The sequence below is a fragment of the Mongoliitalea sp. genome, assembly GCF_054166905.1.
This window is the reverse complement of the sequence record NZ_JBSZCK010000033.1, coordinates 57326-82427: the sequence shown is the minus strand read 5'-3', so window position 1 is coordinate 82427 and position 25102 is coordinate 57326. Positions and strand designations below refer to the sequence as shown.

Here is a 25102-nt window from a genome sequence, read left to right as displayed (position 1 = left end):
CTGCTGAATTATGGGAAATGAAGATAGAGAAAATTTGAGATTTATGGATTAGATTTTTTGAAATGTTCGATCAATCCTTGTTTAATCCGCTTAATCAGGTTTGGTCCCTCATAAATCATGCCTGAGTACACTTGTACCAAGCTTGCTCCAGCTTCGAGTTTTTCGATGGCATCGGCTGCGGAATAAATACCGCCTACACCAATAATCGGGAAGGCTTGCTTGGATTGTGAAGAGAGGTATCGAATGACTTCCGTGCTTCGCTTGCTCAGCACTTTGCCACTTACACCTCCTGCACCGATAGCTTCCACAGTCTTTGCGTCTGTTTGTAACTGGGATCGGTCGATGGTGGTATTGGTAGCAATAACTCCGGCTATCTGTGTTTCCTGCACAATCTCAATGATATCGTCCAATTGCCCATTGGTCAAATCGGGAGCGATTTTGAGCAGGATGGGTTTGGGTTTTTCATAGGTATCGTTAGCTGCCTTGACTGCATGCAACAGGGCTTTCAGAGGTTCTTTTTCCTGCAAATCTCTCAAGTTGGGGGTATTGGGCGAACTCACATTGACCACAAAGTAGTCCACATAGGGGTGGAGGACTTTCAGACAATACAGGTAGTCATTCACGGCCTCTTCGTTGGGAGTGACTTTGTTTTTACCGATGTTGCCTCCGATGATGATGGAGGTCTTACGTGTTCGTAGTCGCTCCACTGCTGCTTCTACCCCTCCATTGTTGAAACCCATGCGATTGATCAGGGCTTCGTCTTGTGGAAGTCTGAATAATCGGGGAAGGGGATTTCCCTCTTGAGGTTTGGGTGTCAATGTTCCGATTTCAATAAATCCAAAACCCAAAAGAGCCATTTCGTCGATCAACTTGGCGTCCTTATCAAAACCAGCCGCAAGTCCTACTGGGTTCTTAAATTTCAAGCCAAACACCTCTCGTTCCAAAAGCGGGTTTTCCAGAACAAAGCTTTTTTCAAGGATTGGCTTCACTACTGGCAGTCCAAAGGTCCGCTTGATCCAATCGAAGGTAAAGTGATGAGCTGCTTCGGGGTCTTTGGTAAAAAGGATGGGTTTGATGAGGGACTTGTACACGTTGCAAGGGGTTGTTGACAGCTGCAAATTTAGGGTTTTTTAATGAAGAAGTACTTAAAAAGGCAGCCCTAGATAGAGCTGCCTTTGAAATTTCCTGATTGGGGTTAGTTGAGAGGGATGTTGAAACTGAATGCTATAGAAAAAATCAAATTGTTTGATTTTTTACAAGTGTATCAAAATTGTAAATAAGAATTTATTTTAGTTTTACCGTGAGGTAAGGGTAAATCATAAAGTCCTCGACTCCACCGACTACGGGTGTAATGTTTGTTCTAGTTTGGACTCCAAAACTTATTAAGTCGCGTTTGATGATTTCGTAACCTATGATGATTGGGATTGTAATTTCCTGCCATTTTCTTGACTCGATAAAGGCAAATTCGTCAAATATGGTTATTTCTTGACGGTTGGAAAGAATGATCCCTAAGCCAGTCCCTAAAATTAAATTCTTGATAGCTCCTTCATGAGTGTATATGAGTGAAATTGTATTGTTGTTATTCTTTAACCTCATATCAAAAATATCCATAATAAAACCTGTGCTTTCACTTGTAAATTCGAAATCATACCAACCTACGTTTTGACTACGCGTAAAATCGAACCCTATCTTGTTCTTTTTATCCAAAGAATAAAAGAAACCCAGTCCACTCATGGTTCCGAGTGCGTTTTTTTGGTACAAATCGAGGGTGAAGTCATTTATTGGACGAATGAAACCATTTGTTTTATTGACAGGTCTACCGTAGTCCACAAAAAAGCTGTGCTGGATGCCTGTATATATTCTAGCTTCAATTTTGCCTTGTTGAGCAAATAGTAGATTGCTAAATAAAATTAGGATGAGTGTATTGATAATTTTCATTGAAAAGAAAGTAAAGTGATAGTTAGTATAGTTGGAGATATTTACCAAGGGCTTAAATGAAATTCCACCAACTTGAATTTGTAGATTAATAAAGGGGAATAGTTTGTACGAACTATTCCCCTAGGAAGACGTCTAATTTTAATTAATTTATACCATTAGTTAATGGGTATTCGGAATCCGATCCAGAGCATTCTTCGTGTCTTTCGCTCATCCATGCCTACATCTACATTATTGATTGGCGTACTGCTACGTGACATAGATAAGCTTCTGTCAATCTGAAAATCAATACTCAAAAGCTTATAATCTAGTCCTATACCCGCAGACCCATTGAGATAAAATCTTTTATAGGAATCTATCAAATCTTGTCTCAGTTCACCAAGCGTATTTTCCAAGTCTCTTTTTAAAGTAGGGTCTATGTTTGGGGTATTGACTCTAGGATTAACAGGACTATTTCCAATAGTCGATGCGAAGGTCGGGACCACTCCTGCATATACCCGAATGTTTTCCAAAAACTCCAATCGATGACCTATGTATAGTGGTATCTCAAAGTTTGTAATCTTGATATCAAGTCGAGACCAAGATGAGGAGTTTTCTCGGACATTTAAAGGGATGGAGAAGAAAAGAGGTTCCTGAGTATAATTTAGACCTGTTTGCAAATAGAAATTCGTAAAGTTTTTTCTTCCAAAAGCCCGTAACATAATCATTCCAAATTGTTGATCATATTCGGCAATCCTCATAGCACCCATCATATCCATATAATTAAAGGGGTAATTTTGAAAATCAAAGGTTCCTGCATTGCGTAAAAACTCCATTGATCCTGCTTCTTTTCCATTGGCATTCCAAATAGAATTCCAAAATCCTCCCTGAAATCCAATTTCATATTTTGGAATTTGAGCGATTGCGCTGCTTGCTAGAAGGAAGCAGCTAATGAGTAAAGATATTTTTTTCATTAATCTGGATAATTATAGCCAACTACTCCGTATGTATAAAACACTTCTCCGTTTTTTCTGTCAAATTTATGAAGCCGAACAGCATTGCCATTATAAGTTCCTCGTGAATCTGCATTGCTCCAATTTTCGAAGAAAAATTGATGGCGACTGTAAATCATTTCACTGATCTCATCTGTTCTAGTTACTTTGAATTTTACTGAGGCATTAAATTGCGGTCCTAATTCTAAAGTTAATCCTTTTTCATCGATTTTTAATTTCGGCGCATACTTAATACCGAAGTCAAAAGTTTTTTCAACATCACTAGTTGTTTTTATAGATTCAAAGACAAATAGTTTTTCAACTTGATTAATCTCCCAATTTTGGTCAACCACCACATTCACTTCAGTCCAAAGTTGATTAGTTGCTCTGAATCTTGAAATATATGTTGAATTTGAATTTACAGCATTTGTTGTTGAAGCGCTATTATTAGATGGAGATGTTTTTACTCTAACTTGATTTTCTCCACCAAATAATCCTCTAAAATTTCTCATCACACGTACATGCCTTAAATAAATTTTATTAACCTGATGACTTCCATTTAAGCGAATTGAACTACAGCATTGGAAGTTTATTTGATTGGGATCAGAAGGGAATGTGTTACCGTCATCTTCAGGTTCATCTATTCCAGCAAAGAAATTTGTTCCAGAGGCAATGTTAAATGCAGTATATTTTCTTGAGGCAGCATCACTTTCTTCCAAATATTCATGATTGTCAAAAATCCATACAGGGTATAAAATAGCATAATCTTCATTTACTAAAACAGTATCTTTAAAAACATAGCCATTATTGAATTTTTCAAATCGTAATCCTTCATTTTCAAATTCATTATCAATTGGATTATATGTCAAAGTAATACTATTGAGATCTTGATTATCGTCTACATATGGCCAGTATATCTTAATACTACTATCATTAATTAAGTCTAAGATGTCACGTTGAGCCTGTGGGGTTACTTTCGAACCAAATTTGGTTCCAAAAGAATATCCTAATGATTTATAAAGCTCAGAATTTGGTTGAATTAATTCATCAACTAATATGATGTGCTGTCCTTCGTATTTTAATAAAGTAGCCTCCTCTATAAGTTCTGGCAATTCATTAAATTCCGTAAGTAACTTAGAAAATAACGACGTAGTTTCTTTGAGTTTATCCACGATTAGGATTTCCTCCGCTGTAAGTTGTTTTTTAGTAAATAAATCAGTCTCTTCTATGAGATTTACCTGAGGGTCTAAAGTCTCTTGACACCCCCCCCTACTAATAAAATAGTACTTGTTGTAATGATCGCTAACGCATAGCGAAAGATGTTCTTTTTCATCTGTTTAGGATTTGTTTGTTTTGGAATAATTTAATACAAATACCTTGCTTAAGGAATCTTAAAAACAATTAGTTAATACCTAAACTCAGTAGACTGATTGCTAAAAAAGAAAATTAAACTCCGTATAGGTTACAACAAATTTAAACTTAATTTTTAAAAATACAAATCATTGAATTTTTATTTGGCTAATTAGTTTAAGTATATGGCTTTGATGAATTATAAATTGTGTTTATTCAACAAGAAACTGTATCAATCAGTACTCATTCGCTTCATCTCTTTTTTACTCAATTCTTTGACAACGACCTCTTGGGGGTGGGATACCTGTATGTCTGCAAGAGGCTGATTGCTGACAAATTCCTGCTTATTGCCCCAAATTTTGACAGGAATCTGAATTTGGGAGATTTCACTTTTCTCTTTGATCAGCCGTCTTTGTACCATCCGTACATGTCTACCACTCTCAAAGTGTTCGCCTGCGGAGCTGGCGAGTATCTGCCCTGGAAGTACGGTGTCGCCAATTTTTACTTGCTCCGAATTTGCTTCCAACACCATCAATCGGGTAAAAGTGCCATCTTCGTGATACAACTCGATGAAGTTGTCTGTGGCATTGAAGTTCAGGTTTTTTCCTGTGAGTTGATTGGACATGTTCATATCGGACACTATCCCTTTTCTTGGGGCGCAGATGTCCGTAGGTGCTTCTAAGTAAATGGCAGTACCTACATAGGTTTTGTTATCAGCTTCCTTATTATACACGTTTTCGAGATGGGTCATGGGTTGGGCGCGCACAACTTGGTCTGCTTTCACAGGAATGAGGTAGATAGGCTCTTCCTTACTTTTGACGAGGTAACTACCCTTATAGAATTTTGTACTGTATCTGTAGGAGGTGCCTTGGCTGGAATCATTTTTCTTGAGTCGTGCCACCACACTTCGACCGGGGTTGGCTATAGCAATTACTGTTTGGCCACCTGTGGAGGATAGATTACTCAGGGTGGTAAAGTCCAATACAGCTGTGTATGGAATGACCTCCGCATTGATTGCATAGATGGTTACATTGCCGTCTTTATCGTTTTCAGACTCAAATTTTAATTGAGCAAATGTGTAGGTCTGCACAAAAAGTAAAAGGATTACAAAAGAAAAACGCATGGTTTTTGATCGGTTTTATTAGGAATTTGTGTAGGTAAGTTTTATGTAAAAGGTGTCGAATGAATGGAGACTTAAGTTTCTTATCATACTGCCCCTATGAGCATACCTTTATCGTTCAAATATATCTTAGTTCGCTTGAAATAAAAATACCCAATTTTGGGTATTTTTTGATGATAGGAGGAGTTTAGAGGATTATTTCTTTTACTTTTTCATCACTCCCGAAAATTATTTCTATACCAGTTGATGCAGCAAATGGAGGCTGATAAAAGTAAAGGGAGTCTGATTGATCAAAGTATGAAATTCCTTTGGAATCAGGAAGACCCATAATTCTAATTACCTCCGATTTATTCATGCCTAATTCAATTTTTTTTGAATTTTTTACATTTTTGTTAGATCTATGAATCTTTGGTAGGTATACAATCAGCAATATCATTAAACCTAAGGAGGTGATAATTAGTAGCTTTTTCATTCGTTGTTTCCAATTCTGATTTTGAAGCATTCTTACTCTTCGGCTCCTGTATGGATGTTGATTTGATAAGCATTGATGGTAAATCCTAAAGTAAACCTGTCAGCATGAAGATATTCGTCTTGAAAGATCATAAAAAACGAGGTCTTTTCTTGAACTGCAAAGTTGGCCCAATCCTGATAACTCAAGTCTTTATCGCAAATAAGCTTCATTTCCGATAATTCCTTCATTGAATAGTGCCTTGTCTGATGCCCTTGAAATGGGAGATGTGCAAGGTATAGAAAGAATGATGGATGGTTAAAATTATCTCTATAAATCCTTATTTCTCCGGCTCTTGCATTCTCAGGAACATTGTATTTACCTTCTTCCTGAAAAAATTTTGTATTGGCTCCGTACCTGTCCACCATTATAATGTACATATCAGAATTCACTGCTGAGCTGTTACGGAATGAGGAATTAAATCCCCATATAATCATCATAGTTAGGATAATAGATAAAATTTTCATTGTGAGCAAGATTTACTCCCTAAGTCTCTAATAAACATTTTTTAACTCAAAATATTTAACAAGATAATTTCTTGGTTTGTAAGATGGTTTTTCTAAGAAAAACTATACCGCGATAGTTTTAGACTAAGGCGGTGTAAGTTTTATTGTTATTCTTTTTCTTTGATGTAAACTTCTTGTTCTAAATAGGACCATTAGCATGGATCTCTACCTCTAGCGCTCGATACTTAAAGTTCAGGATAAATCGGTTATTTGATAAATAGTCCTCCTTAAAAATCAAGTAATATTTTTTTGAGCCTCTATTTTTTTCAAGATTTTCCCAATCATTAAACGTTAGGTCCTCAGCAAATACTAGCGAACTTAGCTGCAATTCGCTTTGACTAACCCAAATTTCTTCATGTCTATAATCAGGATGATTATTTCTTGAAGGGACATGAAAAGCACTTGCAGAAAAGTTTGGTGTATCAAATGTAATAATAGCACCGTATAGAGTTGTTTTGTGTTCGGCATAACTTATTTTGGAATCCGGAATGTTATTTCTAGGGATTACAATAAATATTCTTTCTTTTGGGAGATATTGTTGAGAGTTTATATTAAAAGTAAATAGAAATAAACTCAACATCCATACGAAGAGGTTTTTCATGTTATTTTCAATTGCAGGTTTTTCGCCCCATTTGTGAGAGTCTTTTTGCTTCTTTATATTTCTCATATTCACTTTTCAGTGGTGGCGGCAATTTCATATTTTTCATCAGTTGAAATGCAATGGTACCATCCAGTCCTTCCCAGGCTAAAGATTTATAGAATCTTTTTTAGCAAAAACCCTCCCGATATCCATCATGGGTTGTACGGGAGGGATTGGCTAATTAATAATCATCACCAGAAATAATCAAACTGATGTATACATCCCATAGGATCTGCCATTCATCATTTTTGTCTTTTTCGAAGAATATGGTAAGTTGCTTAAAATCAATTGAAACATAAAACCGTAGCAATAATTGCCTGACTAGCGATTTGACCTCTCTGTTATAAAAGAATAAACTTGATAAATTCAATTCATGAGTTTCAACTTGACTTAAACATTGTAATAATTAATGGCTTTGCTATATGAATGCAATCGAAGGTTTTATTGGTTGGGAATAAGGTTTCAATAATGTCTTCAATCTTATTTACATGCTCTTTATTTGGTCCCCAATATTTAAAAACTGGTACAAGTATGGAACAGTCGTACTGAAATTCGATCTCCATTTCCTTAATTTTGGAGTTAAATTCATCCAAATAGGTTTGGTTGTATCGTCTCAAACTCCTCTCTGTGGTGTTTTCAGAAAATATTATTGAGTCTATAGTTCCATTTTTAACGGTTAGAATTAAGTAGTAGGCTTCAGAAAGCATTTCAATATCCTCCCCTTTTGTAATAGGAGAAAAAGCATGTAATGCGCCCAAATCTCGGGTAAATGTGGCGGTAAAGTCCAACTCTTTATTGAATAGGTTTTGTCCAATAGTTGATAGGTTTTGCCCAATAGTTGAATGTGAGTAACCTATCAAACTTATTATCATAAGAGAGGTTAATATGTGTTTTAATTGCATTTGGTTCCTTTTTTAGCGTTTTTATGATCTGAGTTTATAGTAGCGATGTCATTCTTATTTTGAACTGTTTTCCAGCGATTGGTAAATTGCTTGGTAAAATGAAAATAGTAATTGATTGTATGTAAACTAAAAATAAAATTTTAAACGTTCAGCTAATTTGTGATTTTTGTTAGAAAAAATTAGGTGATCTGATTGGGTGAGCTAAAAGGAACGTTAAAGTTACCGCTATTTCCTCGGCAAAAACTCCTGCAACACCTGCCTTAAATAATCGCGGTCCAAATGGGTATAGATTTCTGTGGTCGTGATGCTTTCGTGACCAAGCATTTCCTGTACGGCACGCAAATCAGCTCCTCCTTCGACTAGGTGCGTGGCAAAGCTGTGTCTGAAAGTATGAGGACTGACGTTTTTTCCCAAACCGATGGCTTCTACCTGCTTTTTGATGATCAAAAATACCATCACTCGGGTGAGTTTTTTGCCACGGCGGTTTAAGAATACGTATTGCTCATGCCCCTTCACATTTGGCATGTGTCCGCGTATTTCTTCCAGATAGATTTGTAAATATTTCAAAGCCTCCTGCCCTACAGGAACCAAGCGCTCTTTGTTTCCTTTGCCTATGATTCTTAAAAAACCCGCATCTGCATACACATGAGAAAGTTTGAGTTCTACCAGTTCGGATACGCGCAGTCCTGAACTGTACAGCATTTCCAACATGGCCCGATTGCGGTGACCTTCCGGACTGCCCAAAGGGATGCTTTCCAAAATGGATTGGATTTCATGAAAGCTGAGGGTGTCGGGTAGTTTTCTCCCCAGTTTAGGGGTTTCAAGTAACTGTGCAGGGTCTTCGGTAATCAGGTCTTCATACATTAGAAATCTGAAAAAGGCTTTGATTCCTGAGACTATCCTTGCTTGGGTAAATGCTGAGATTTCTAAAGCTGCCAAACTAGTAACAAAGCTCCTCAAGTGAGGCAATTGGGTTTGGAGAGGAGGAGTATCGGGAAATTGCTGATCCATAAATCGCTGCAGCTTCTCCATGTCTTGAAGGTAGGCAAGGATAGAATTTTCGCTCAAGGAGCGCTCGAGTTTGAGGTAGTGCTGAAAGCGTTTGGTAAGATTTTCCCAGGAAAGCGCCATTATTAATCGTTGGTGTATGGACTTTCAAAAATTCTCTTAAATGGGTTGATTTTATAGAACAGGCACATAAGGGTCAAAAAGACAACCATAAAAATTATACTATATGACAGTATGGATGTAAGTGATTTTTCATTTCCATCTAAAAAATAGTTGATTAAGCCTACAATCAATGAACTTAATAGACTAGTGAAGAGAAGCTGCTTAAATGTTGTTTTCTGTCTTTTTCTCATGGTCAAAAATTTTTCAAATCCTATCGCACTTTAAATTTGGGATTTTTACTAGGAAAAGCAATGGAAGTTTACGCGATATTTTGGGCAAGCCCCAAATTACTGATACTTTTGAGTATTCAAACCACTAAACCAGATTCCATTGAAAATCATCATCATCAACGGGCCAAATCTCAATCTCCTAGGGAAAAGAGAGCCAGGGATTTATGGCAGTCAATCTTTTGAAATGTTTTTTGAGCAGTTGCAAGAAAAATATTCAGAAATAGACCTTCATTACTACCAATCCAATGTGGAAGGTGAATTGATCAACAAAATCCATGAGGTAGGTTTTTCCTTTGATGGGATTTTATTAAATGCAGGAGGCTATACGCATACCTCTGTCGCAATTTCAGATGCCATTGCTGCTGTCAAGACTCCTACGGTAGAAGTACATATTTCCAATATTTATAAGCGGGAAGAGTTTCGCCATAAAAGCATCATCTCTCAAGCCTGTGTAGGAATGATTTCCGGATTAGGTTTGAAAGGCTACGAATTAGGTCTCCACTATTTTACCACACATCCATGAAACTAACCTTTGCTCCAGGACCATCCAAAGTCTACGATGCCTTGCCTCAATACATGCAGGAAGCTTATCAAGAGGGCATCTTAAGCGCCAATCATCGATCTGCTGGATTTATGAGTCTCTATCAAGAGGTCGAGCAATTGATGCGGGAAAAAATGCATGTGCCAGCAGATTTCAAGTTGTTATTTACTTCTTCCGCTACAGAAAGTTGGGAAATCATCTCTCAATCCATCGTAGAGCGGGGGAGTTTTCATATATACTCGGGTTCTTTTGGCAAAAAGTGGTTTGACTATGCCAAGCATATCATCCCAGCTACCTATGGCTTGAAAATCGACGCCAGTGAGGTGATAGATGTTCCATCATTGGCGATTGACCATGCATTTGACCTGATCGCCGTTACTCAAAATGAAACATCCAATGCAACCCAGGTACGCAAGGAGTATTTGTCCGCTTTAGCGGCCAAGTTTCCTGAGAAATTGATTGCTGTTGATACTACCTCTTCTATGGGGGGAATCGCTTTGCCTTGGGAGTATGGAGATATCTGGTATGCATCCGTACAGAAATGCTTCGGTTTGCCCGCAGGTTTGGGAATTTTATTACTTTCCCCAAGAGCCATCGCCAAAGCCAAGCAAAAAGGAGAGCGTGGTAGGTATAACAGTCTATCCTTTATGCTGGAAAACGCAACTAATTACCAGACGCATTACACGCCAAATGTATTTGGGATATACTTATTGAAAAGAGTCTTAAAGGATATGCCAGAGATACAACTGCTTGATCAGCAAATAAAGGAGCGTATGCGGGCCTTGGAGAATTGCATTGCCCAAACGGCCCATATGCGCATGTTGATCACCAGCGAACAGGCGCGAAGCAGTACAGTCATAGCTGTGACAGCAAAAGAAGAATTTATTACAAACATCAAAAAAGCAGCCGAACAGGTAGGTATGCAGCTGGGTGGAGGCTATGGACCACTCAAAGCAACAAGCTTCCGAATTGCAAATTTCCCAGCGATTACGGATGAAGAGTTTGAGCGATTATTGACCTTTCTCAAAAATTATTAGGCCATGTTTGATATCAAGCAGATTTTCTCTGTTACGCTGATTCTCTTTTCGGTAGAGATGGTTGGGGGGTAAAAATAGTTTACTCAGGCTATTGAGTAAATTTTCAAAAATATAGTTAAATGCCTGTAAATCAAGTGATAATAAAAATATTTTTAAACAAAAAAAGCGCTCAACGTGAGCGCTTTTTTTAAAATAAATCAGTTACATCAAGCTCCAAAAACTCTTGCCAAGGAATCCCGTCTTTGCTAATGACAAACAGTTTATCAGGAGCAAACTTTTCTTTAAAGGCATTCATTCCAGTGAGTTTGCCAGTGAGTCCGGATTTCACTTCTAAACCGATGACTTTTTTTTGATATTCGACAACGAAGTCAACTTCATCATTCCCTTCTTTCCAATAGTAGAGGGATAATTTTTTATTTCGAAAGGTCTGATTCATCAGATGAGCGCCTACCGTAGACTCCACCCATCTTCCCCAAGTAACAGGTTCAGCTCGAAGACTTTCAAAACTTTCATTAGAGATTCCTGACATGATAGCCGTATTGTGTACTTGAAACTTAGGGCTCGAAGCACGCTTGCGCACCATGTTTGGGCTGTATTTTTCAATTCCTCCAAGCAGTCCAGCATCATTTAGTAGCTCTAAATAATTGGCTAAAGTAGTCGTATTTCCTGCCTCGGTGAGTTGTCCCATGATTTTGGTAAAGCTTAAGATTTGGCCCGAATACACCGAACCAAGTTCAAAGAGTCTTTTCATGAGTGCTGGCTTATCGACACGGGTGAGCATGAGGATATCCTTGGAAATGCTTGTTTCCAGCAAGGAGTCTCGAAGATAACTTTTCCAACGGTCTTCGTCTTCTCGTAGTGTGATTGCGCCGGGGTATCCTCCAAACCAGACATATTCTTCTGCTGTTAAGCCAAATGCGGATTTCATTTCGGTCAATGTCCAATGGCCTAAATAGGTTGCTTCAAATCTTCCTGCTAGGGATTCAGTCAAGCCTTGCTGCAGCATCAGTCGTGATGAGCCTAATAGGACCAATCGAATATCCCGTTCTTCCAAACTGTCTTTATCCCATTCTGCTTTGATTTGCTCACTCCAGTTATGGATTTTTTGCACCTCGTCGATGACTAGTAAGAGGGGCTTATCAGCTTGTTGGGATTGCTGAAGTCTCGCGGCTTCCCATTGTTGATTGATCCAAGCATGGTCGCCCGCTGGTACTGCATCAGCCGCTACAAACTTGGAAGGATAATCGAGTTCTTTCATGACCTGTCTCACCAGAGTAGTCTTACCAACTTGGCGTGGGCCATAAATGACTTGAATGAATCTCCGAGGTTCATTGGCTAGTCTACGGTAGAGTATATTTTTATCAGAACGATAGAAGCTCATGTCATTGATTAATAGCTGATTACAAATTTACGTATTTTATTGAGTAAAATTACTCAATACATTGAGTAATTTTTTTAAATGACTCATAAGTAATTGAAAATGAGATAAAAGAGAAAATATTTTTATTAATTTTTTAAGGATATTCTTGCTAATTTCATTCCTTTAATTGTGTGCTTTGGAAATCTCATGACCTTGCCGTAGAATATTTTTCGTTTTAAAATGTTTTCTTTGTGCATGATTTCAATTTTTACAGATGGAGCGGCTAAGGGTAATCCAGGTCCGGGTGGTTATGGAGCGGTTTTGCTGTATAAGCAACACCGCAAAGAACTATCGGGTGGATTCCGTATGACCACCAATAACCGGATGGAGCTTTTGGCTGTCATCAAGGCCTTACAGGAACTGAAGGTGCATGGGATACCGGTGACGATTTATTCGGATAGTAAATATGTGGTAGATGCCATCGAAAAAGGTTGGCTTTGGGCTTGGCAAAAGAAAGGTTTTAAGGATAAGAAAAATCCAGACTTATGGCGCGTGTATATTCCCCTGCACGTCAAGTATAAACCCAAATTTGTCTGGGTGAAAGGGCATGCTGGGAACCCTGAAAATGAGCGCTGTGACCAATTGGCGGTGGAAGCAGCGGTAGGTGCTAATTTACCGGCAGACATTGGGTATGAACAAGCTGCTGACTTTTGATTAGTTTATCTATGCGCAAAAGATATTTTCAGTTTAAGCAGTTTGGAGTGACCCATGAAAAATCTGCCATGAAGGTATCTACTGATGCTGTGGTACTTGGAGCTCTGGCAGGAAGTAAGGATGCATTCGGAAGAATTTTTGAAATAGGACTGGGTACAGGGGTAATTGCTCTTATGCTCGCACAACGTTTTCCTGAAAGTTTGGTTGAAGGAGTTGAAATAGATCAAGATGCCTATGAAGAGGCTCATCAAAATGCTGAGGCCAGTCCATTTGCTAATCGCATACACTTTCAGCACATAGCCATCCAAGAATTTCTTGAGCATGCAGAACCTGCATCAGTTGATTTGCTAGTAAGTAACCCTCCCTATTTCTCAGATCATCTCAAGTCTATAGACTTCAAACGAAACCTTGCGCTGCATACAGATGCCTTGAGTTTTGATGAATTGCTTCAAGCGGCTGCCTTTTTATTGGATACTGCTGGAGAGTTTTGGGTAATTTTACCGGAGAGGCAGATGATGGATTTAATCGAACAATCACAGGCATACGGTTTTTGTCATTTTTCTACCACTGTCTTGAGAGATCGGCACGATAAACCTGTATTGCGATTGATTTGTGGATTTTCAAAAAGTGAAAGAAATTTTTTTCAAAATGAAATTGCTATAAAAAACCATAAAGAAGAATTTAATTCGGATTATGTTCGTTTACTGAAGGATTTTTTGCTGATTTTTTGATCTAATGTGATTTATACGGATTGGGGCTGTTTTAGTTGTTTTTTATAAAAAAATATTCGTTTAATTTTAGCCCTGCATTTAATACAATTGTGATGAAAAAGTACACGTTTGGCTTACTTTCACTCCTGATTTTCATTTTTGGTATTTTTTCCTCCTGTGAAGAAGTAGAAGATTTCACCACCTCTCTAGCTACAGAAGATGTGCTTTACCTTAGTGGTGAACGTGTTCGGTTACTAGGTAGGATATTGACTACCCAAGCAGTCAATGCCTCAGACCATGGGTTTTATATTGCTACCAATGAAAATTTTACGCAACCTTTGATTATTTCTTTGGGCCAGCGTACCAATCCAGGCAGATTTATAGGTGAAACAACAGGATTGCAAGTGGATCAGCAGTATTTTGTCAAGTCATTCCTTTCTTTAGAAGGAGAGATGTTGTTCGGGAATATCATAGAGTTAAACACGCTTACTCCTGCTGCCACCGGATTACAGCCCAATAATGGGAAGTTTGGAGAGGTCATCAATATTTTGGGGAGAAATTTCACCGCTGATACTCGGGTTTTCTTTGGAAATACAGAAGGCCAAGTCGTTGGAATAGATTTTGAGTCTCGTATTCTTGTTAGGATACCAATAGCAGAAGCGCCTGTAGTGAGGATTCGAGTGATCAGTCAAGGAAGGGAAATGCTTGTATCCGAAGTATTTGAATACACCACAGGAACATACAGGAAAATCAGCGATTTTCCAGGTTCTCAGAGGCTTTTTAACAATGTTTTTCTTCAAAATGACAAAGATTTTTATGTGGGTCTTGGAACCGAACGGGGATTAAGTTTTAATTCACAGTTTTGGAAATTCGACGTTTTGGCCCAACAATGGCAACAAGTTCCTTTTGAAGGCACACCACTTCGTTTTGCGTTTAATTCTACGCAGTATTTTGGTTCGGGGTCAGTTCTACTGGATAGGTTTCCTTTTTTCTTGGTGCCTGATTTCTGGAAACTTGAATCGGATGGTTCCTTTACCAGACTTCCTGACCTACCTTTTGTTGAAGCAAATGCTTTAGCCTATGAGTTGGAAGGTCAATTGTATGTGGCGGGTGGAGAAAATGGTTTTGGTCGAGAAACTTATCGGTATAGTCCAGCTACAGGAAACTGGATGAGGGTAAATAATACGCCATTTAGGGTTTCTAGAGCTACCACATCATTTGTTTATGAAGGTAAAATTTACATTTTGAATCCTGATTCTCGTGAATTATTTGCTTACAGCCCAAGTACAGACTCTTGGAACTTTGTGACGAATTATCCAGGACAGCCAGGAGGTACGGGTGGATTTGGAATCGTGGTCGATGGTCGAGCCTATATAGGTATGGAGTTTCGATCCAACCGTATATGGGAGCTTAATTTGAGTACAATGAATTGGGCATTGAAAAATGATTTTCCTGGGATTATTCAGGCCAGTAATGCTGGTGTATTTCTACATGATGGTCTTATTTACTTTCTGAGAAGTGCGGATTTACAGTTGGCAGGCCCTATGGAAATGTGGGAGTTTGACCCTAAAGGATTTAATTGATAAGCAGGTACTATGAAGAAATTTTTACTTTTAATTGGTTCACTCTTCTTATTTGTTCCCTGGATGGTGTTTGGTCAGCAAAAGGCCACCGTTGTGGGAAGAGATATTGGTGAGTTGAAGAATATACGGATCAGCGGTCGTTTGATTGATCAGATATCAGGAGAGCCATTGGTTGGTGCTACGGTAACTATTCGTGAATTGGATAAAACAGAAGTGACCAATACTAACGGAAGCTTTTTTCTGGTTTTAGACCGAGCCGAATATACCCTAGAGTTTCGATATGTAGGGTATGAGACGATCATCTATCCTATAATAGCCGTTGGTGAGGGGCGGATCAGTTTGAGCATGATTCAAGAAGATTTTACGCTTGATGATGTGGTGATTTTTGGGAGGGACCCGGAAAAAAATTTGCGAAGTACGGAAATGGGGGCTATCAGCATTAATATGAATACGCTGAAGGAGCTACCACCTTTCTTGGGTGAAGTGGATATTATCCGGTCTATTGCCACCTTACCAGGTGTATCTCAAGTAGGAGAAGCTTCTTCTGGATTAAACGTCAGAGGTGGAGGTGCAGATCAAAACCTTATCATGTTTGCTGGAGCACCAATTTATAACCCTTCCCACTTATTTGGTTTATTTACTGCTTTCAATCCTGATGTAGTCAATGATTTCACCTTGTACAAAGCGATCATTCCCACAAGGTATGGAGGAAGGGGGTCTTCCATTTTGGATATTACACCGAAATCGGGAAGTTTGGATACTTGGGGTGGAGACATGATGGCCGGGTCAGTATCCGGCAAGCTATCAGTAAATGGGCCTGTAGTAAAGGATAAAATTTCTGCAAAGATTGGGTTTAGGGGATCTTACATCAACTGGTTGCTGAATTCATTAAATAATCCTGACCTGCGGACTAGTCAGGCAAATTTCAATGATGTGAATGGGATTCTATACGGAGAGATCAATGAAAATCATAACATCACCTACAGTTTCTATCGCAGCTATGATGATTTTGCACTGGCCTCAGATACGACTATTTCCTGGACCAATCTCAGTCATTCTATCCGTTATAATGGGAAGCTTTCTGAAAAATTGTTTGTGGATGCTATTGGATTTTATACCCTTTATGATTTCAGTATTTTCAATCGATCTGGGATCAATAATTTTGATTTGAAGTCAGGTATTGAAGACGTAGGTGCTCGGTTGAATTTTACTTATAGTTTAGGAGATAGAAACAAATTATTTTTTGGAGCGGATACCAAAAATATCACCATCAACCCTGGAGAGTTGATTCCAGGAACCAATGAAATTGGGGAAGTCAGCGTTTTGCCTCAGCTTGTACAGCCTGAGTTTGCTAGGGAATCTGGAGTTTATTTTCAACACGATTTTGAGCTTGGGGAGAAATTTGGTTTTTCTTATGGCATACGGTATGATACGTATCAGTATTTTGGTCCTAGGACTGTTCGCTCGTATGCCCCCAATCTTCCGATCAGTTCAGCCAATGTAATTGGGGAACGTACTTATGCAGATGGAGAAGTCATTCAGTCATATAATGGCTTCGGTCCGAGAGCCTCCTTCAGATATTCCATTAATCCCAAAACATCAATCAAAGGAGGATATAATAAAATGTACCAATTTATCCATTTGATATCCAATACCGCTACTATTGCCCCTACGGATGTGTGGAAATTAAGTGATGAATTTATCCGTCCCCAAATAGTCGATCAATACTCTTTGGGACTATACAAAAATTTTAAGGGGAATATTTTTGAAACTTCATTTGAAGTTTATTATAAAGATATCCAAAATGTGGTGGATTATAAAGATGGAGCGCGTTTACTTCTTCAGAACAATCTCGAAACCGAAATTATTCCCGGGACTGGTCAAGCATATGGGGTTGAAATGTATGTTAAAAAGAACCTGGGGAGATTGACCGGTTGGGTAAGTTACACCTATTCTAGAGCATTGAGGAGAGTACTCACTCCATTTGAAGAAGAGATAATCAATGACGGGAATTGGTTTCCTGCCAATTTTGATAAGCCTCATGATCTGACATTGATTGGTAACTATAAATTAGCTTCTAATGTCTCCTTGTCAGGTACATTCTTCTACAGTACGGGAAGACCTGTTTCATTTCCGGAGGCAAAGTTTGATTTTGCAGGCAATTCTTTAGCCTTCTTTAGAGACAGAAACTTACAGAGAATTCCTGATTTTCATCGTCTGGATTTGTCCTTAAACTTTCAATTGAAGGGTAAAGGAAAGTTTTATGAAGGTGATTGGACATTTGCAGTGATGAATGTATATGGTAGGAAAAATCCATTTTCCATATTCTTTGCCGATCAGGCTGGCTCACCTCCTCAGGCATACAGATTGGCTATTTTAGGTGTTCCTTTGCCTACCTTGAGTTATTCCCTTAAATTCTGATCCACATGTTCCAACGGTTTATACTTGTAGCACTTATTTTATTGGTTTCATCTTGTATCGATCCATATCGTATTTCTTTACCTGAAGGACAGCGCTTATTGACTGTTGATGGCTTCATAACGACAGATTTTGGGCCGCATAGGATTACTTTGACACGTTCTGATACTTATGGAAGTGTTTTTGAAGGTTTAATTAGACCTGTTAGCCAAGCTACTGTTGCAGTCCGTGACAGTCAAGGAGAAGTGACGTTTTTGGTGGAAATGGAACCTGGAGTATATGAAACTCCTCGATCTTTTAGGGCAGAAGTAGGCCGTTCCTATATCTTGCAGATTACACTTCAAGACGGGAAAGAATATACTTCTTTGCCGGAGATGGTCAATCCCGTACCCGTTATTGATTCTTTAAGCTATCGATCTGTTCAGGTAGCTACAGATAGTAGAGTGGAGAGTAGGTCAGGGGTACAAATACTTGCTTCTTTTCGGGATCCTGCAGACCAGACCAATTTTTATTATTGGAGGACTACACCTGGAACTTATATCGTGGTAGCTAATCCTGAGCTACATACTTTCCCTCCGGATCATCCTACTAATCCCCGTGGTCCAAATCCAAAGGATTGCTGTGCCACCTGTTTTCTTGTAGATCCTAGTAGAATTACAGGCTTTTCCATTGCTTCTGATGAAGACTTCAATGGCTTATCAAATAGGCTTCCTGTGGCTTTTATTGAGGATAATGGATTGCGTTTTAGACGGACATATAGGGCTGAAATCCAACAATTAGGCATTTCGGCTCAGGCTCATCGGTTTTTAAGACTTGTAGAACAACAGGTCTCTCTTACAGGAAGTGTTTTTGATCAACCTCCTGCCAATATCCGTGGGAATATGATTAGCTTGACTAACCCAGATGAAACCGTTTTAGGTTACTTTATAGCAGCTTCTGTTGATACCAAACAGATTTACATTGAAAACGAGCGCTTACAGTTTCTACAAACACCGAGAATTATACCGGATGATTGCCGTACTGTGCCAGGTGCAGTTGTAGACCCACCAGCCAATTGGAATCCACCAAGAAATTAAGGAGAGAACATAAATTGAATTAATTTAAGAGCTTTTCTTGAAAAATAATTCCATGTTTTTCTAAAGCTTGGAGAATAGGTTGGTAAAGCTCGCTAGTTGTTGGCCGCAAAAGCCCTCTTGTTTGGAAAGCACCATCCATGAATAGATCAACTGCAATCGCAAGTGGTAATCCTACAGTCTTTGCCATAGCAGTGTAGGTTTGATTGATTCCCTGGTTCACCAGACTTGATGTGAGTGTTTGTATTCCTTTTGGTGTTTCAATTTCAAAAATGTGCTGCATGACTATCAAGTCTTTGTCAGACTCCTGTAATACCCATTTAGGCTCTAGGATTGCCTGTAAAATAGCAGCCGGGCTTCCTTGTGTCAGTGGGAGTGCTTCATTTGAAAATAAACCCAAATATGATAGTTTTTCAAAAATCACTTCATCAATCCAAGGAAGGTATGTGGTCAGTTTTTCTTCTACCGATTTTGTTTCATGAAACGGAAGAAAGGAATTGAGGAATGTACGTTTGGTTGGTTTACTGTCTTCGAAGTTGATAGTGAATGAATCATCGGTCATTCCCAGCTGCACAAAAACATTCCATGCTTTGCAAAAGCCTTCCTTTCGCAGGGTGCCTCGTAGAAGGGTAGGGGTTTTTTGAAGGTTGTAGACTTCTCGATAGGCTAGAGAATCTCTATTGGCATATCCCTCAAATGTGCCGTAGTTTTCTATCGTCATTTTCTCAAACCTTTCGAATAATTTATGGTACGGAATGTACTTATACTCATTGTTGTCTAGATATTTTGCAGTTCCTTGACCTGCAAGGATTACATTTCTTGGGTTCCAAGTAAATTTGTATTTCCAAGGATTATCATCTGATTCGGGAGCCATCAGCCCTCCTGTGAAAGATTTAAAACTTTGGATGGTATAACCTTTCTGATGGACGTCATCGATGATTTTCATGGCAGACATATGATCAATTCCTGGATCTAAACCACATTCATTGAGAAAAAATAAGTCTTTTTTCTCTATATCACTTTGCAATTGCCTCAGAGCATCTGATTCGTAGGAAGCAGTAAAAAAGTGTTTGCCAAACTCTAAACAGTCCTCTGCAATGATGGGATGTAAATGAGCAGGAAGCATGGATATGACCAACTCTGATTCTTGAATCAATTTTTTACGCCCCACGATATCATTTAAATCCATACTTTTTGCTAATCCTTTTGGATGTTGCTTGATTTTTTCCTCTGCAAGGGCAAGTGAAAGATCAGCTACGATAATTGTCCGGTTTTTTTGATTGGCAGTCGCCAGCAAATAGTCAATTAGGTAAGTAGCAGATTTTCCGGCTCCAATGATGAGGATCTTTTCCATATACAGCGATTTTATTATTCTGCAAAATGTCAAAAAAGACCGAATGTGAAAAATACAGGCACAACTAAATTAATATATTAACATTTTCTAAGTTTTTTTCGTTAATTCAATCCCATTTAAGTGCGAAGCATGCGAAAAAGAATAGAACAGACCGTGAGTCTGATGGAATTAGATCTTTCAGAGTTGTCATCCGTAGAAAATACATTGATTGAAAAGGCAAAAGAATTGATGGAAAAAGCCTATGCTCCCTATTCAGAGTTTTTTGTAGGTGCATCAGTCTTGCTAGAAAACGGGGAAATATTTTCTGCGAATAATCAGGAAAATGTTTCCTTTCCGGTAGGCGTGTGTGCGGAGCGAGCAGCATTAGCCTATGCGATAGGTAATTTTCCTGATCAAGCGCCTGTGAAGATTGCAATTGTCGCAAAAAAGCAGGGATTGGATAGATTAGCCAATGTAACACCTTGTGGTTCATGTCGACAAACGATCAATGAATATGAACTTAAATTCAAAAAGCCTGTAGAAATTCTAATCCTTACACCTGAAAATACCGTATTAAAGGCCGAGGGAGTTGAGAATTTTCTTCCTTTTAGGTTTAAAGATTTGAATGATTAATGAAAGCAAGTATCCGATATGAGCATCAAGCTCATTACTACACATCCCATTTGGTCAATAGGCGTGAAAAAGATATTTGGATAGTTCTTCATGGATATGGACAATTATCCAGTTTTTTTCTTAAAAAGTTTGAACCAGTTTTTTCAGAGGATATTCTTTTTTTAGCACCAGAAGCAACCAATTACTCCTATTTACAGGGATTTTCTGGCAGGGTTGGGGCCAATTGGATGACGAAGCATGAGCGGGAGGCGGCCATTGCTAACAATAACCGTTACCTTAATGCAGTGCTTCAAATGCAAGTTTTAAAATTTGAAAAGGTGCCTAATATTCATATACTAGGATTTTCACAAGGAGCAGCAACAGCCACACGTTGGGCCGCACAGTTGAGCCTACCCGTGACTTCATTGGTGTTATGGTCAGGTGGTTTTGCACATGATTTGGATTTGAATGCAGCAGGAAACAGGTTGCGCGAAAGCCAGATTTATGTAGTTCAAGGGGCTCAAGATGAATTTATTACTGAAGAATCCAAACAAAAGCAAGCAGAATTGATTTCCACTTTGGGCCTTTCTGTAAACTATAAAAGTTTTGATGGAGGTCATGAGTTGAACATGGAAGTGTTTAAAGAGATACTGCTTTCAAAAGAATGTGAGGGAAGCAGTCGTTAAATGTTTGATATTTAGAAGGACTTACTTAATTTTCCCAAAATTTTATAACCACACTCATGTTAGCGCTTTCAGAAAAAGAAGTGGAGAAGATGGCAGCCTTGCTGCTAAAAGGTATGATATGTTTTTATCAAATTGACAACAAGAAAATTCATTCCATGCCGGATGATGAGGATTATTTTAACTACGATTTGACTCCTGATGAGGAAGATATCTTAGATGAAATTGAAGATAATCCAGATAACTACGCTGAGTTTACCAAAATGGAACCCAATCAGGAGCACATGTTGATGGAAAACTTTGCGGAGCGTATGGTTAAAGAGAAGATATTCCAAGATGAATTAGTCAATGTGCTCTCCAAGCCAAAAGCCAGTACTGGATTTAAATTTTTAATTAATAATTCTGGTAAGTACAAAGGGCTTTGGGAAGAATATCATCTGACACGCTATAAGGATTGGGTAAAAGAGCAAATAGATAGCTACAACTACTCAGAGGAAGAGGAATAATAGAAAAGGGAGCTTTTGAGCTCCCTTCGTCTTTTTTAATGAGAAGAGCGCACCCAGCGCCATAAAGTTTTGTAGTTGACTTTGGTACCGTGTGTTAGGATGCCAATTCGGTAAATTTTTCCTGCAAGCCAAGTGGTACTTAAAAATCCACCAATCAATAAGATCATAGATAAGAGCAGCTCCCACCAAGGCACACCAAAGGAAACACGGCCCATCATGGCAATCGGGGATGTCAGCGGTATAATGGAAAGCCAAAAAGACACCTGACTTTCTGGATCGTTGAGTACAAATACAAAGAGTCCCATGTATGAAATGATTAAGGGAATGGTAATGGGGAAAACGAATTGCTGAGCCTCCGATGGGCTGTCTACAGCTGAACCAATGGCGGCGAATAAAGCTCCGTAGAGTAAGTATCCTGCCAAAAAGTAAAAAGTGAACAAAAGAATGATTGATACAAAATCAATCCCTTGAATGACCTGAATGATTTCTACAAATTCACTGGGGCTCTCAAGTGATTGTCCAGTGTTTTCGAGTTGTAGTTCCATGAGTTCTTGTTGGGGCATTTTTTGACCAAAATAACCGGTTACTACAGATGATAAGCCTGCTATAAGAATTACCCAAATGGAGAATTGGGTGAGTCCCACCGCTCCAATACCAGCTATTTTACCCAGCATTAGTTGAAATGGTTTAAGTGATGAGATTAAAATTTCGACGATGCGACTGGATTTTTCTTCAATGACGCCTTGCATAATTTGATTGCCATACAAAAAGATAAAGAGATATATCAGGATTCCGGTCATAAATCCAATGACATAATTGACCGTGGCACTGCTGATTTTTTCTTCTCCTTTTTTGTCGAAGGTAATGTTTTGAACCGATACTTTGGTGCGGTAACTTTCTAGAATTTTTGGATCAAAACCAGCTTCATACAGCCGTTGCTCCTCAATTCTTCTTTTGAGGCTGGCTTCTACAAAGGAAGTGATACCCATACTTGGGCTTTGCATGGTGTAAAATGTAAAACCTGATGGTTTTGTTAAATCAATTGGCGGGATATGTAATAACCCATAGCGTTCTCCATTTTGAACCATGGCTTTTGCATCATCTAAAGAAGTATTTGAAAATGAAAAAGCGTATTGCTCTGAACTTTCAATGAAAAAAAAGTTGTTTTCGTCTACTACTTCGATGATTCTGAGCGAAGGCTTATCCATATCTTCCAAGGCTATCCAAAAAAATAGGCCTATAATCGCAGGAAATATGAGTGGAGTTAATAAGGTGGCTAAAAGAAAAGATTTTTTTTGTACCCGTGAGAGGTATTCGCGCTGAATGATTAACCAGACTTTATTCATGGCTCAGGGTTTTGACTTGTTGGATAAATATTTGTTCCATAGTAGGAATCAATTTTGAAAATTCTATTACTTCTCCCATGAGCATTACTTTTTGCAAATACTCGTTTGTCTGCAGACCATGTAGGTGAATTTCCAGCGTAAAAATATCTTGATCCAGTTTGATAACTGTACCTTCTGGTAATTGACCGGAAAATGGTTTGATTTTGATTTGATACCTATCTCTCGCAAATGTTTGTTTGACATCTTGTAGCTTTCCTTGTAAAATAACCTCAGACTTATTCAAGAGGGCAATAGTATCACAGAGTAACTCTACAGATTCCATACGATGCGTCGACAGGATGATGCTCATGCCCTTTTCCCGGAGCTCTAGAATTTCATTTTTGATCAGCTCAGCATTCACTGGATCAAAGCCTGAGAAAGGTTCGTCTAAAATCAGCAATTGAGGCTCATGAATGACTGTGGCGATAAACTGAATTTTTTGGGCCATACCTTTCGATAGCTCGTCTATACTTTTATTGCGCCAATGTTGGATGTCAAATTTTTTCAACCAATTATTGACATGAGTTTTGGCATCCTGATCTGATTTTCCTTTCAGTTTTGCAAAAAAGACGAGTTGATCCCATACTTTCATTTTTTTGTACAAACCTCTTTCTTCGGGTAGGTAGCCGATATTAGCAATATGCTTAGGTTGTAAAGGTTCGCCTTGAAAGAATATTTCCCCACGATCTTGCTCAATGATTTGATTGATGATTCGAATTAGGGTGGATTTTCCTGCTCCATTTGGCCCTAAAAGACCAAAAATTCCTTGTTGAGGAATTGATATACTCACGCCATGAAGAGCTGTGGTGTTTGCGTAAGACTTGTGGAGTTGGTGAGTTTCTAGGATATTCAATGCCTTCGGAGGTTTTTCTTTTAAGGCTAAAAATTACTACTTTAAGGTAACAGAACCAACAGAAACATCTAAAGTTAGCTCCATAAGATTGGGTGCATCTTCTCTAAAAGATTTACTCACGTAAGTTTTGTTGCCTATATCTTTCAAATGTTTGGGGACATAGGTACGGCACATGGCAGTAGATTTGATTTTTACAATGTATGGTTGACTTTCATCGGGTAGTGTTAAATTAATTTTTCCAGCCCCCACCACTGCATTTAATTGGGTTCGCTCGTTCATTACTCCCGTAAAATTGAGGTCCATACTACCATAATTGATTTCAAAATTCATCTGCTTTGCATTGAATAGGTTCAATTGTTTAGCATTTAGATTGCCCATATTGATAGTAACAGATAGCGTATCCATTTTGACTGAATTAGCTGTTTTTTTGCTATAATCAAAATTGATGTCAGCACTCGTGGAACGGATTTTACAATTGGATACAGGTATCTGAGACAAATCAATATTCGCAACCCCTACTCCGAAATTTAGGTTAAGATCATATAAAAAGTTGGAGTTTAAGTCAATATTCCATCGGTGCCCAAAATCATCATTGCTGCTTGGGAATAGTTTATAAGAAAGAGATTTGCCAAGACTTTCAGACTCCACATTGCGGTGAATGAGATTGGCGTGCATGGTTTGATTTCGAATTTGGTAGGAAAAAGAAGGTAATATATTGACCTTCGCAAGGTGAGAATGTATATGCAAAGGGTCTGAACCCACCTCTCGTTTGATATTTGAGATACCCTTATATACGTTGAAGTCGAGGACTACCAGATTAAATCCCTGATTTTCTATGATTTTAAAATCCTTAGTAATCTGTGCTTGCAGATCTGAAAGTACGCCGATCAGCAGACCAATTAGTAAGATACTCTTATTCAACATAACTATCAGAAACGGCAATTGGGTGTAAAGGTTTGCTA

The 25102-nt window shown here is 38.6% G+C and carries 25 protein-coding genes; 10 read left to right on the top strand and 15 right to left on the bottom strand.

Going from position 1 to position 25102, the window contains the following annotated elements; genetic code table 11:
* Window positions 1-41 precede the first annotated feature (41 nt).
* The 10 genes from ACXIUD_RS12290 to xerD all read right to left on the bottom strand — a co-directional run bounded on the left by ACXIUD_RS12290 (window position 42) and on the right by xerD (window position 9063).
* A complete protein-coding gene (locus ACXIUD_RS12290; RefSeq protein ID WP_458052943.1) occupies window positions 42-1091 on the bottom strand; it encodes a quinone-dependent dihydroorotate dehydrogenase in 1050 nt (349 codons plus the stop codon).
* Between the two features lie 193 nt (window positions 1092-1284).
* Window positions 1285-1938 carry a hypothetical protein gene (locus ACXIUD_RS12285; RefSeq protein WP_458052942.1) on the bottom strand — a complete coding sequence of 218 codons (654 nt, stop codon included), beginning with the start codon at window positions 1936-1938 and terminating at the stop codon, window positions 1285-1287.
* Between the two features lie 155 nt (window positions 1939-2093).
* On the bottom strand, window positions 2094-2888 hold the full coding sequence (locus ACXIUD_RS12280; RefSeq protein WP_458052941.1) for a hypothetical protein: 795 nt from the start codon (window positions 2886-2888) through the stop codon (window positions 2094-2096).
* Window positions 2888-4078, bottom strand: a complete 1191-nt coding sequence (locus tag ACXIUD_RS12275; protein WP_458052940.1) for a hypothetical protein — start codon at window positions 4076-4078, stop codon at window positions 2888-2890. The genes ACXIUD_RS12280 and ACXIUD_RS12275 overlap by 1 nt, the downstream gene beginning before the upstream one ends.
* 410 nt (window positions 4079-4488) lie before the next feature.
* Window positions 4489-5379 carry a hypothetical protein gene (locus tag ACXIUD_RS12270; RefSeq protein ID WP_458052939.1) on the bottom strand — a complete coding sequence of 297 codons (891 nt, stop codon included), beginning with the start codon at window positions 5377-5379 and terminating at the stop codon, window positions 4489-4491.
* 184 nt (window positions 5380-5563) lie between these two features.
* Window positions 5564-5731 (bottom strand): hypothetical protein, encoded by a 168-nt coding sequence (locus tag ACXIUD_RS12265; RefSeq protein WP_458052938.1) that lies wholly within the window; start codon window positions 5729-5731, stop codon window positions 5564-5566.
* Between the two features lie 149 nt (window positions 5732-5880).
* Window positions 5881-6351, bottom strand: coding sequence for a hypothetical protein (locus ACXIUD_RS12260; protein WP_458052937.1), 471 nt, complete (start codon window positions 6349-6351; stop codon window positions 5881-5883).
* Between the two features lie 178 nt (window positions 6352-6529).
* Complete coding sequence (locus ACXIUD_RS12255; protein WP_458052936.1) at window positions 6530-7057, bottom strand: hypothetical protein; 528 nt, start codon at window positions 7055-7057, stop codon at window positions 6530-6532.
* 353 nt (window positions 7058-7410) lie between these two features.
* Window positions 7411-7932, bottom strand: coding sequence for a hypothetical protein (locus tag ACXIUD_RS12250; RefSeq protein ID WP_458052935.1), 522 nt, complete (start codon window positions 7930-7932; stop codon window positions 7411-7413).
* A 225-nt stretch (window positions 7933-8157) separates the two neighbouring features.
* Window positions 8158-9063 (bottom strand): site-specific tyrosine recombinase XerD, encoded by a 906-nt coding sequence (gene xerD, locus ACXIUD_RS12245; protein WP_458052934.1) that lies wholly within the window; start codon window positions 9061-9063, stop codon window positions 8158-8160.
* A 369-nt stretch (window positions 9064-9432) separates the two neighbouring features.
* Here xerD and aroQ point away from each other — a divergent pair, with 369 nt between their 5' ends.
* Entirely contained in the window at window positions 9433-9855 is a 423-nt protein-coding gene (gene aroQ, locus ACXIUD_RS12240; protein WP_458052933.1) for a type II 3-dehydroquinate dehydratase, read from the top strand.
* Window positions 9852-10910, top strand: coding sequence for an aminotransferase class V-fold PLP-dependent enzyme (locus ACXIUD_RS12235; RefSeq protein WP_458052932.1), 1059 nt, complete (start codon window positions 9852-9854; stop codon window positions 10908-10910). Before aroQ ends, ACXIUD_RS12235 begins: the two co-directional genes overlap by 4 nt.
* A 187-nt stretch (window positions 10911-11097) precedes the next feature.
* Here ACXIUD_RS12235 and ACXIUD_RS12230 read toward each other — a convergent pair whose 3' ends face one another.
* Complete coding sequence (locus ACXIUD_RS12230) at window positions 11098-12291, bottom strand: ATP-binding protein (protein WP_458052931.1); 1194 nt, start codon at window positions 12289-12291, stop codon at window positions 11098-11100.
* A gap of 234 nt (window positions 12292-12525) precedes the next feature.
* Between ACXIUD_RS12230 and rnhA the strand changes: the two genes are divergently transcribed.
* The 5 genes from rnhA to ACXIUD_RS12205 all read left to right on the top strand — a co-directional run bounded on the left by rnhA (window position 12526) and on the right by ACXIUD_RS12205 (window position 18771).
* Complete coding sequence (rnhA, locus tag ACXIUD_RS12225) at window positions 12526-12984, top strand: ribonuclease HI (protein WP_458052930.1); 459 nt, start codon at window positions 12526-12528, stop codon at window positions 12982-12984.
* 11 nt (window positions 12985-12995) lie between these two features.
* Window positions 12996-13715, top strand: coding sequence for a tRNA1(Val) (adenine(37)-N6)-methyltransferase (locus ACXIUD_RS12220; protein ID WP_458052929.1), 720 nt, complete (start codon window positions 12996-12998; stop codon window positions 13713-13715).
* Window positions 13716-13807: 92 nt separating this feature from the next.
* On the top strand, window positions 13808-15277 hold the full coding sequence (locus tag ACXIUD_RS12215; RefSeq protein WP_458052928.1) for an IPT/TIG domain-containing protein: 1470 nt from the start codon (window positions 13808-13810) through the stop codon (window positions 15275-15277).
* Window positions 15278-15289: 12 nt separating this feature from the next.
* On the top strand, window positions 15290-17698 hold the full coding sequence (locus ACXIUD_RS12210; protein WP_458052927.1) for a TonB-dependent receptor: 2409 nt from the start codon (window positions 15290-15292) through the stop codon (window positions 17696-17698).
* A 5-nt stretch (window positions 17699-17703) separates the two neighbouring features.
* The gene (locus ACXIUD_RS12205) at window positions 17704-18771 is read left to right on the top strand and encodes a DUF4249 domain-containing protein (RefSeq protein ID WP_458052926.1); all 1068 of its coding nucleotides are present in this window, start codon (window positions 17704-17706) and stop codon (window positions 18769-18771) included.
* Window positions 18772-18790: 19 nt separating this feature from the next.
* On the opposite strand, the gene ACXIUD_RS12200 is transcribed toward ACXIUD_RS12205, so the two are convergent.
* Window positions 18791-20122 carry a saccharopine dehydrogenase C-terminal domain-containing protein gene (locus ACXIUD_RS12200; RefSeq protein WP_458052925.1) on the bottom strand — a complete coding sequence of 444 codons (1332 nt, stop codon included), beginning with the start codon at window positions 20120-20122 and terminating at the stop codon, window positions 18791-18793.
* Window positions 20123-20251: 129 nt separating this feature from the next.
* On the opposite strand from ACXIUD_RS12200, the gene ACXIUD_RS12195 reads away from it, so the two are divergent.
* The 3 genes from ACXIUD_RS12195 to ACXIUD_RS12185 are packed head-to-tail and all read left to right on the top strand — an operon-like array spanning window position 20252 to window position 21902.
* On the top strand, window positions 20252-20734 hold the full coding sequence (locus tag ACXIUD_RS12195) for a cytidine deaminase (protein WP_458052924.1): 483 nt from the start codon (window positions 20252-20254) through the stop codon (window positions 20732-20734).
* Window positions 20734-21399 carry an alpha/beta hydrolase gene (locus ACXIUD_RS12190; protein ID WP_458052923.1) on the top strand — a complete coding sequence of 222 codons (666 nt, stop codon included), beginning with the start codon at window positions 20734-20736 and terminating at the stop codon, window positions 21397-21399. Before ACXIUD_RS12195 ends, ACXIUD_RS12190 begins: the two co-directional genes overlap by 1 nt.
* 56 nt (window positions 21400-21455) lie before the next feature.
* On the top strand, window positions 21456-21902 hold the full coding sequence (locus ACXIUD_RS12185; RefSeq protein WP_458052922.1) for a UPF0158 family protein: 447 nt from the start codon (window positions 21456-21458) through the stop codon (window positions 21900-21902).
* A 35-nt stretch (window positions 21903-21937) separates the two neighbouring features.
* On the opposite strand, the gene ACXIUD_RS12180 is transcribed toward ACXIUD_RS12185, so the two are convergent.
* The 3 genes from ACXIUD_RS12180 to ACXIUD_RS12170 are packed head-to-tail and all read right to left on the bottom strand — an operon-like array spanning window position 21938 to window position 25082.
* Window positions 21938-23248: an ABC transporter permease gene (locus ACXIUD_RS12180; RefSeq protein WP_458052921.1), complete on the bottom strand. Its 1311-nt coding sequence runs from the start codon at window positions 23246-23248 to the stop codon at window positions 21938-21940.
* The gene (locus ACXIUD_RS12175) at window positions 23241-24140 is read right to left on the bottom strand and encodes an ABC transporter ATP-binding protein (protein ID WP_458052920.1); all 900 of its coding nucleotides are present in this window, start codon (window positions 24138-24140) and stop codon (window positions 23241-23243) included. Before ACXIUD_RS12175 ends, ACXIUD_RS12180 begins: the two co-directional genes overlap by 8 nt.
* 36 nt (window positions 24141-24176) lie before the next feature.
* Window positions 24177-25082: a DUF4097 family beta strand repeat-containing protein gene (locus ACXIUD_RS12170; protein ID WP_458052919.1), complete on the bottom strand. Its 906-nt coding sequence runs from the start codon at window positions 25080-25082 to the stop codon at window positions 24177-24179.
* Between the last annotated feature and the right edge of the window lie 20 nt (window positions 25083-25102).

What these genes read in the sequence shown, in the direction of transcription:
- ACXIUD_RS12180 (WP_458052921.1), bottom strand. Translation starts at nt 23,248, where the DNA reads ATGAATAAAGTCTGGTTAATCATTCAGCGCGAATACCTCTCACGGGTA.
- ACXIUD_RS12260 (WP_458052937.1), bottom strand. Translation starts at nt 6,351, where the DNA reads ATGAAAATTTTATCTATTATCCTAACTATGATGATTATATGGGGATTT.
- ACXIUD_RS12250 (WP_458052935.1), bottom strand. Translation starts at nt 7,932, where the DNA reads ATGCAATTAAAACACATATTAACCTCTCTTATGATAATAAGTTTGATA.
- ACXIUD_RS12270 (WP_458052939.1), bottom strand. Translation starts at nt 5,379, where the DNA reads ATGCGTTTTTCTTTTGTAATCCTTTTACTTTTTGTGCAGACCTACACA.
- ACXIUD_RS12235 (WP_458052932.1), top strand. Translation starts at nt 9,852, where the DNA reads ATGAAACTAACCTTTGCTCCAGGACCATCCAAAGTCTACGATGCCTTG.
- ACXIUD_RS12205 (WP_458052926.1), top strand. Translation starts at nt 17,704, where the DNA reads ATGTTCCAACGGTTTATACTTGTAGCACTTATTTTATTGGTTTCATCT.
- ACXIUD_RS12190 (WP_458052923.1), top strand. Translation starts at nt 20,734, where the DNA reads ATGAAAGCAAGTATCCGATATGAGCATCAAGCTCATTACTACACATCC.
- ACXIUD_RS12200 (WP_458052925.1), bottom strand. Translation starts at nt 20,122, where the DNA reads ATGGAAAAGATCCTCATCATTGGAGCCGGAAAATCTGCTACTTACCTA.
- rnhA (WP_458052930.1), top strand. Translation starts at nt 12,526, where the DNA reads ATGATTTCAATTTTTACAGATGGAGCGGCTAAGGGTAATCCAGGTCCG.
- ACXIUD_RS12215 (WP_458052928.1), top strand. Translation starts at nt 13,808, where the DNA reads ATGAAAAAGTACACGTTTGGCTTACTTTCACTCCTGATTTTCATTTTT.
- ACXIUD_RS12230 (WP_458052931.1), bottom strand. Translation starts at nt 12,291, where the DNA reads ATGAGCTTCTATCGTTCTGATAAAAATATACTCTACCGTAGACTAGCC.
- ACXIUD_RS12195 (WP_458052924.1), top strand. Translation starts at nt 20,252, where the DNA reads ATGCGAAAAAGAATAGAACAGACCGTGAGTCTGATGGAATTAGATCTT.
- ACXIUD_RS12210 (WP_458052927.1), top strand. Translation starts at nt 15,290, where the DNA reads ATGAAGAAATTTTTACTTTTAATTGGTTCACTCTTCTTATTTGTTCCC.
- ACXIUD_RS12185 (WP_458052922.1), top strand. Translation starts at nt 21,456, where the DNA reads ATGTTAGCGCTTTCAGAAAAAGAAGTGGAGAAGATGGCAGCCTTGCTG.
- ACXIUD_RS12285 (WP_458052942.1), bottom strand. Translation starts at nt 1,938, where the DNA reads ATGAAAATTATCAATACACTCATCCTAATTTTATTTAGCAATCTACTA.
- ACXIUD_RS12280 (WP_458052941.1), bottom strand. Translation starts at nt 2,888, where the DNA reads ATGAAAAAAATATCTTTACTCATTAGCTGCTTCCTTCTAGCAAGCAGC.
- ACXIUD_RS12220 (WP_458052929.1), top strand. Translation starts at nt 12,996, where the DNA reads ATGCGCAAAAGATATTTTCAGTTTAAGCAGTTTGGAGTGACCCATGAA.
- xerD (WP_458052934.1), bottom strand. Translation starts at nt 9,063, where the DNA reads ATGGCGCTTTCCTGGGAAAATCTTACCAAACGCTTTCAGCACTACCTC.
- ACXIUD_RS12265 (WP_458052938.1), bottom strand. Translation starts at nt 5,731, where the DNA reads ATGAATAAATCGGAGGTAATTAGAATTATGGGTCTTCCTGATTCCAAA.
- ACXIUD_RS12255 (WP_458052936.1), bottom strand. Translation starts at nt 7,057, where the DNA reads ATGAGAAATATAAAGAAGCAAAAAGACTCTCACAAATGGGGCGAAAAA.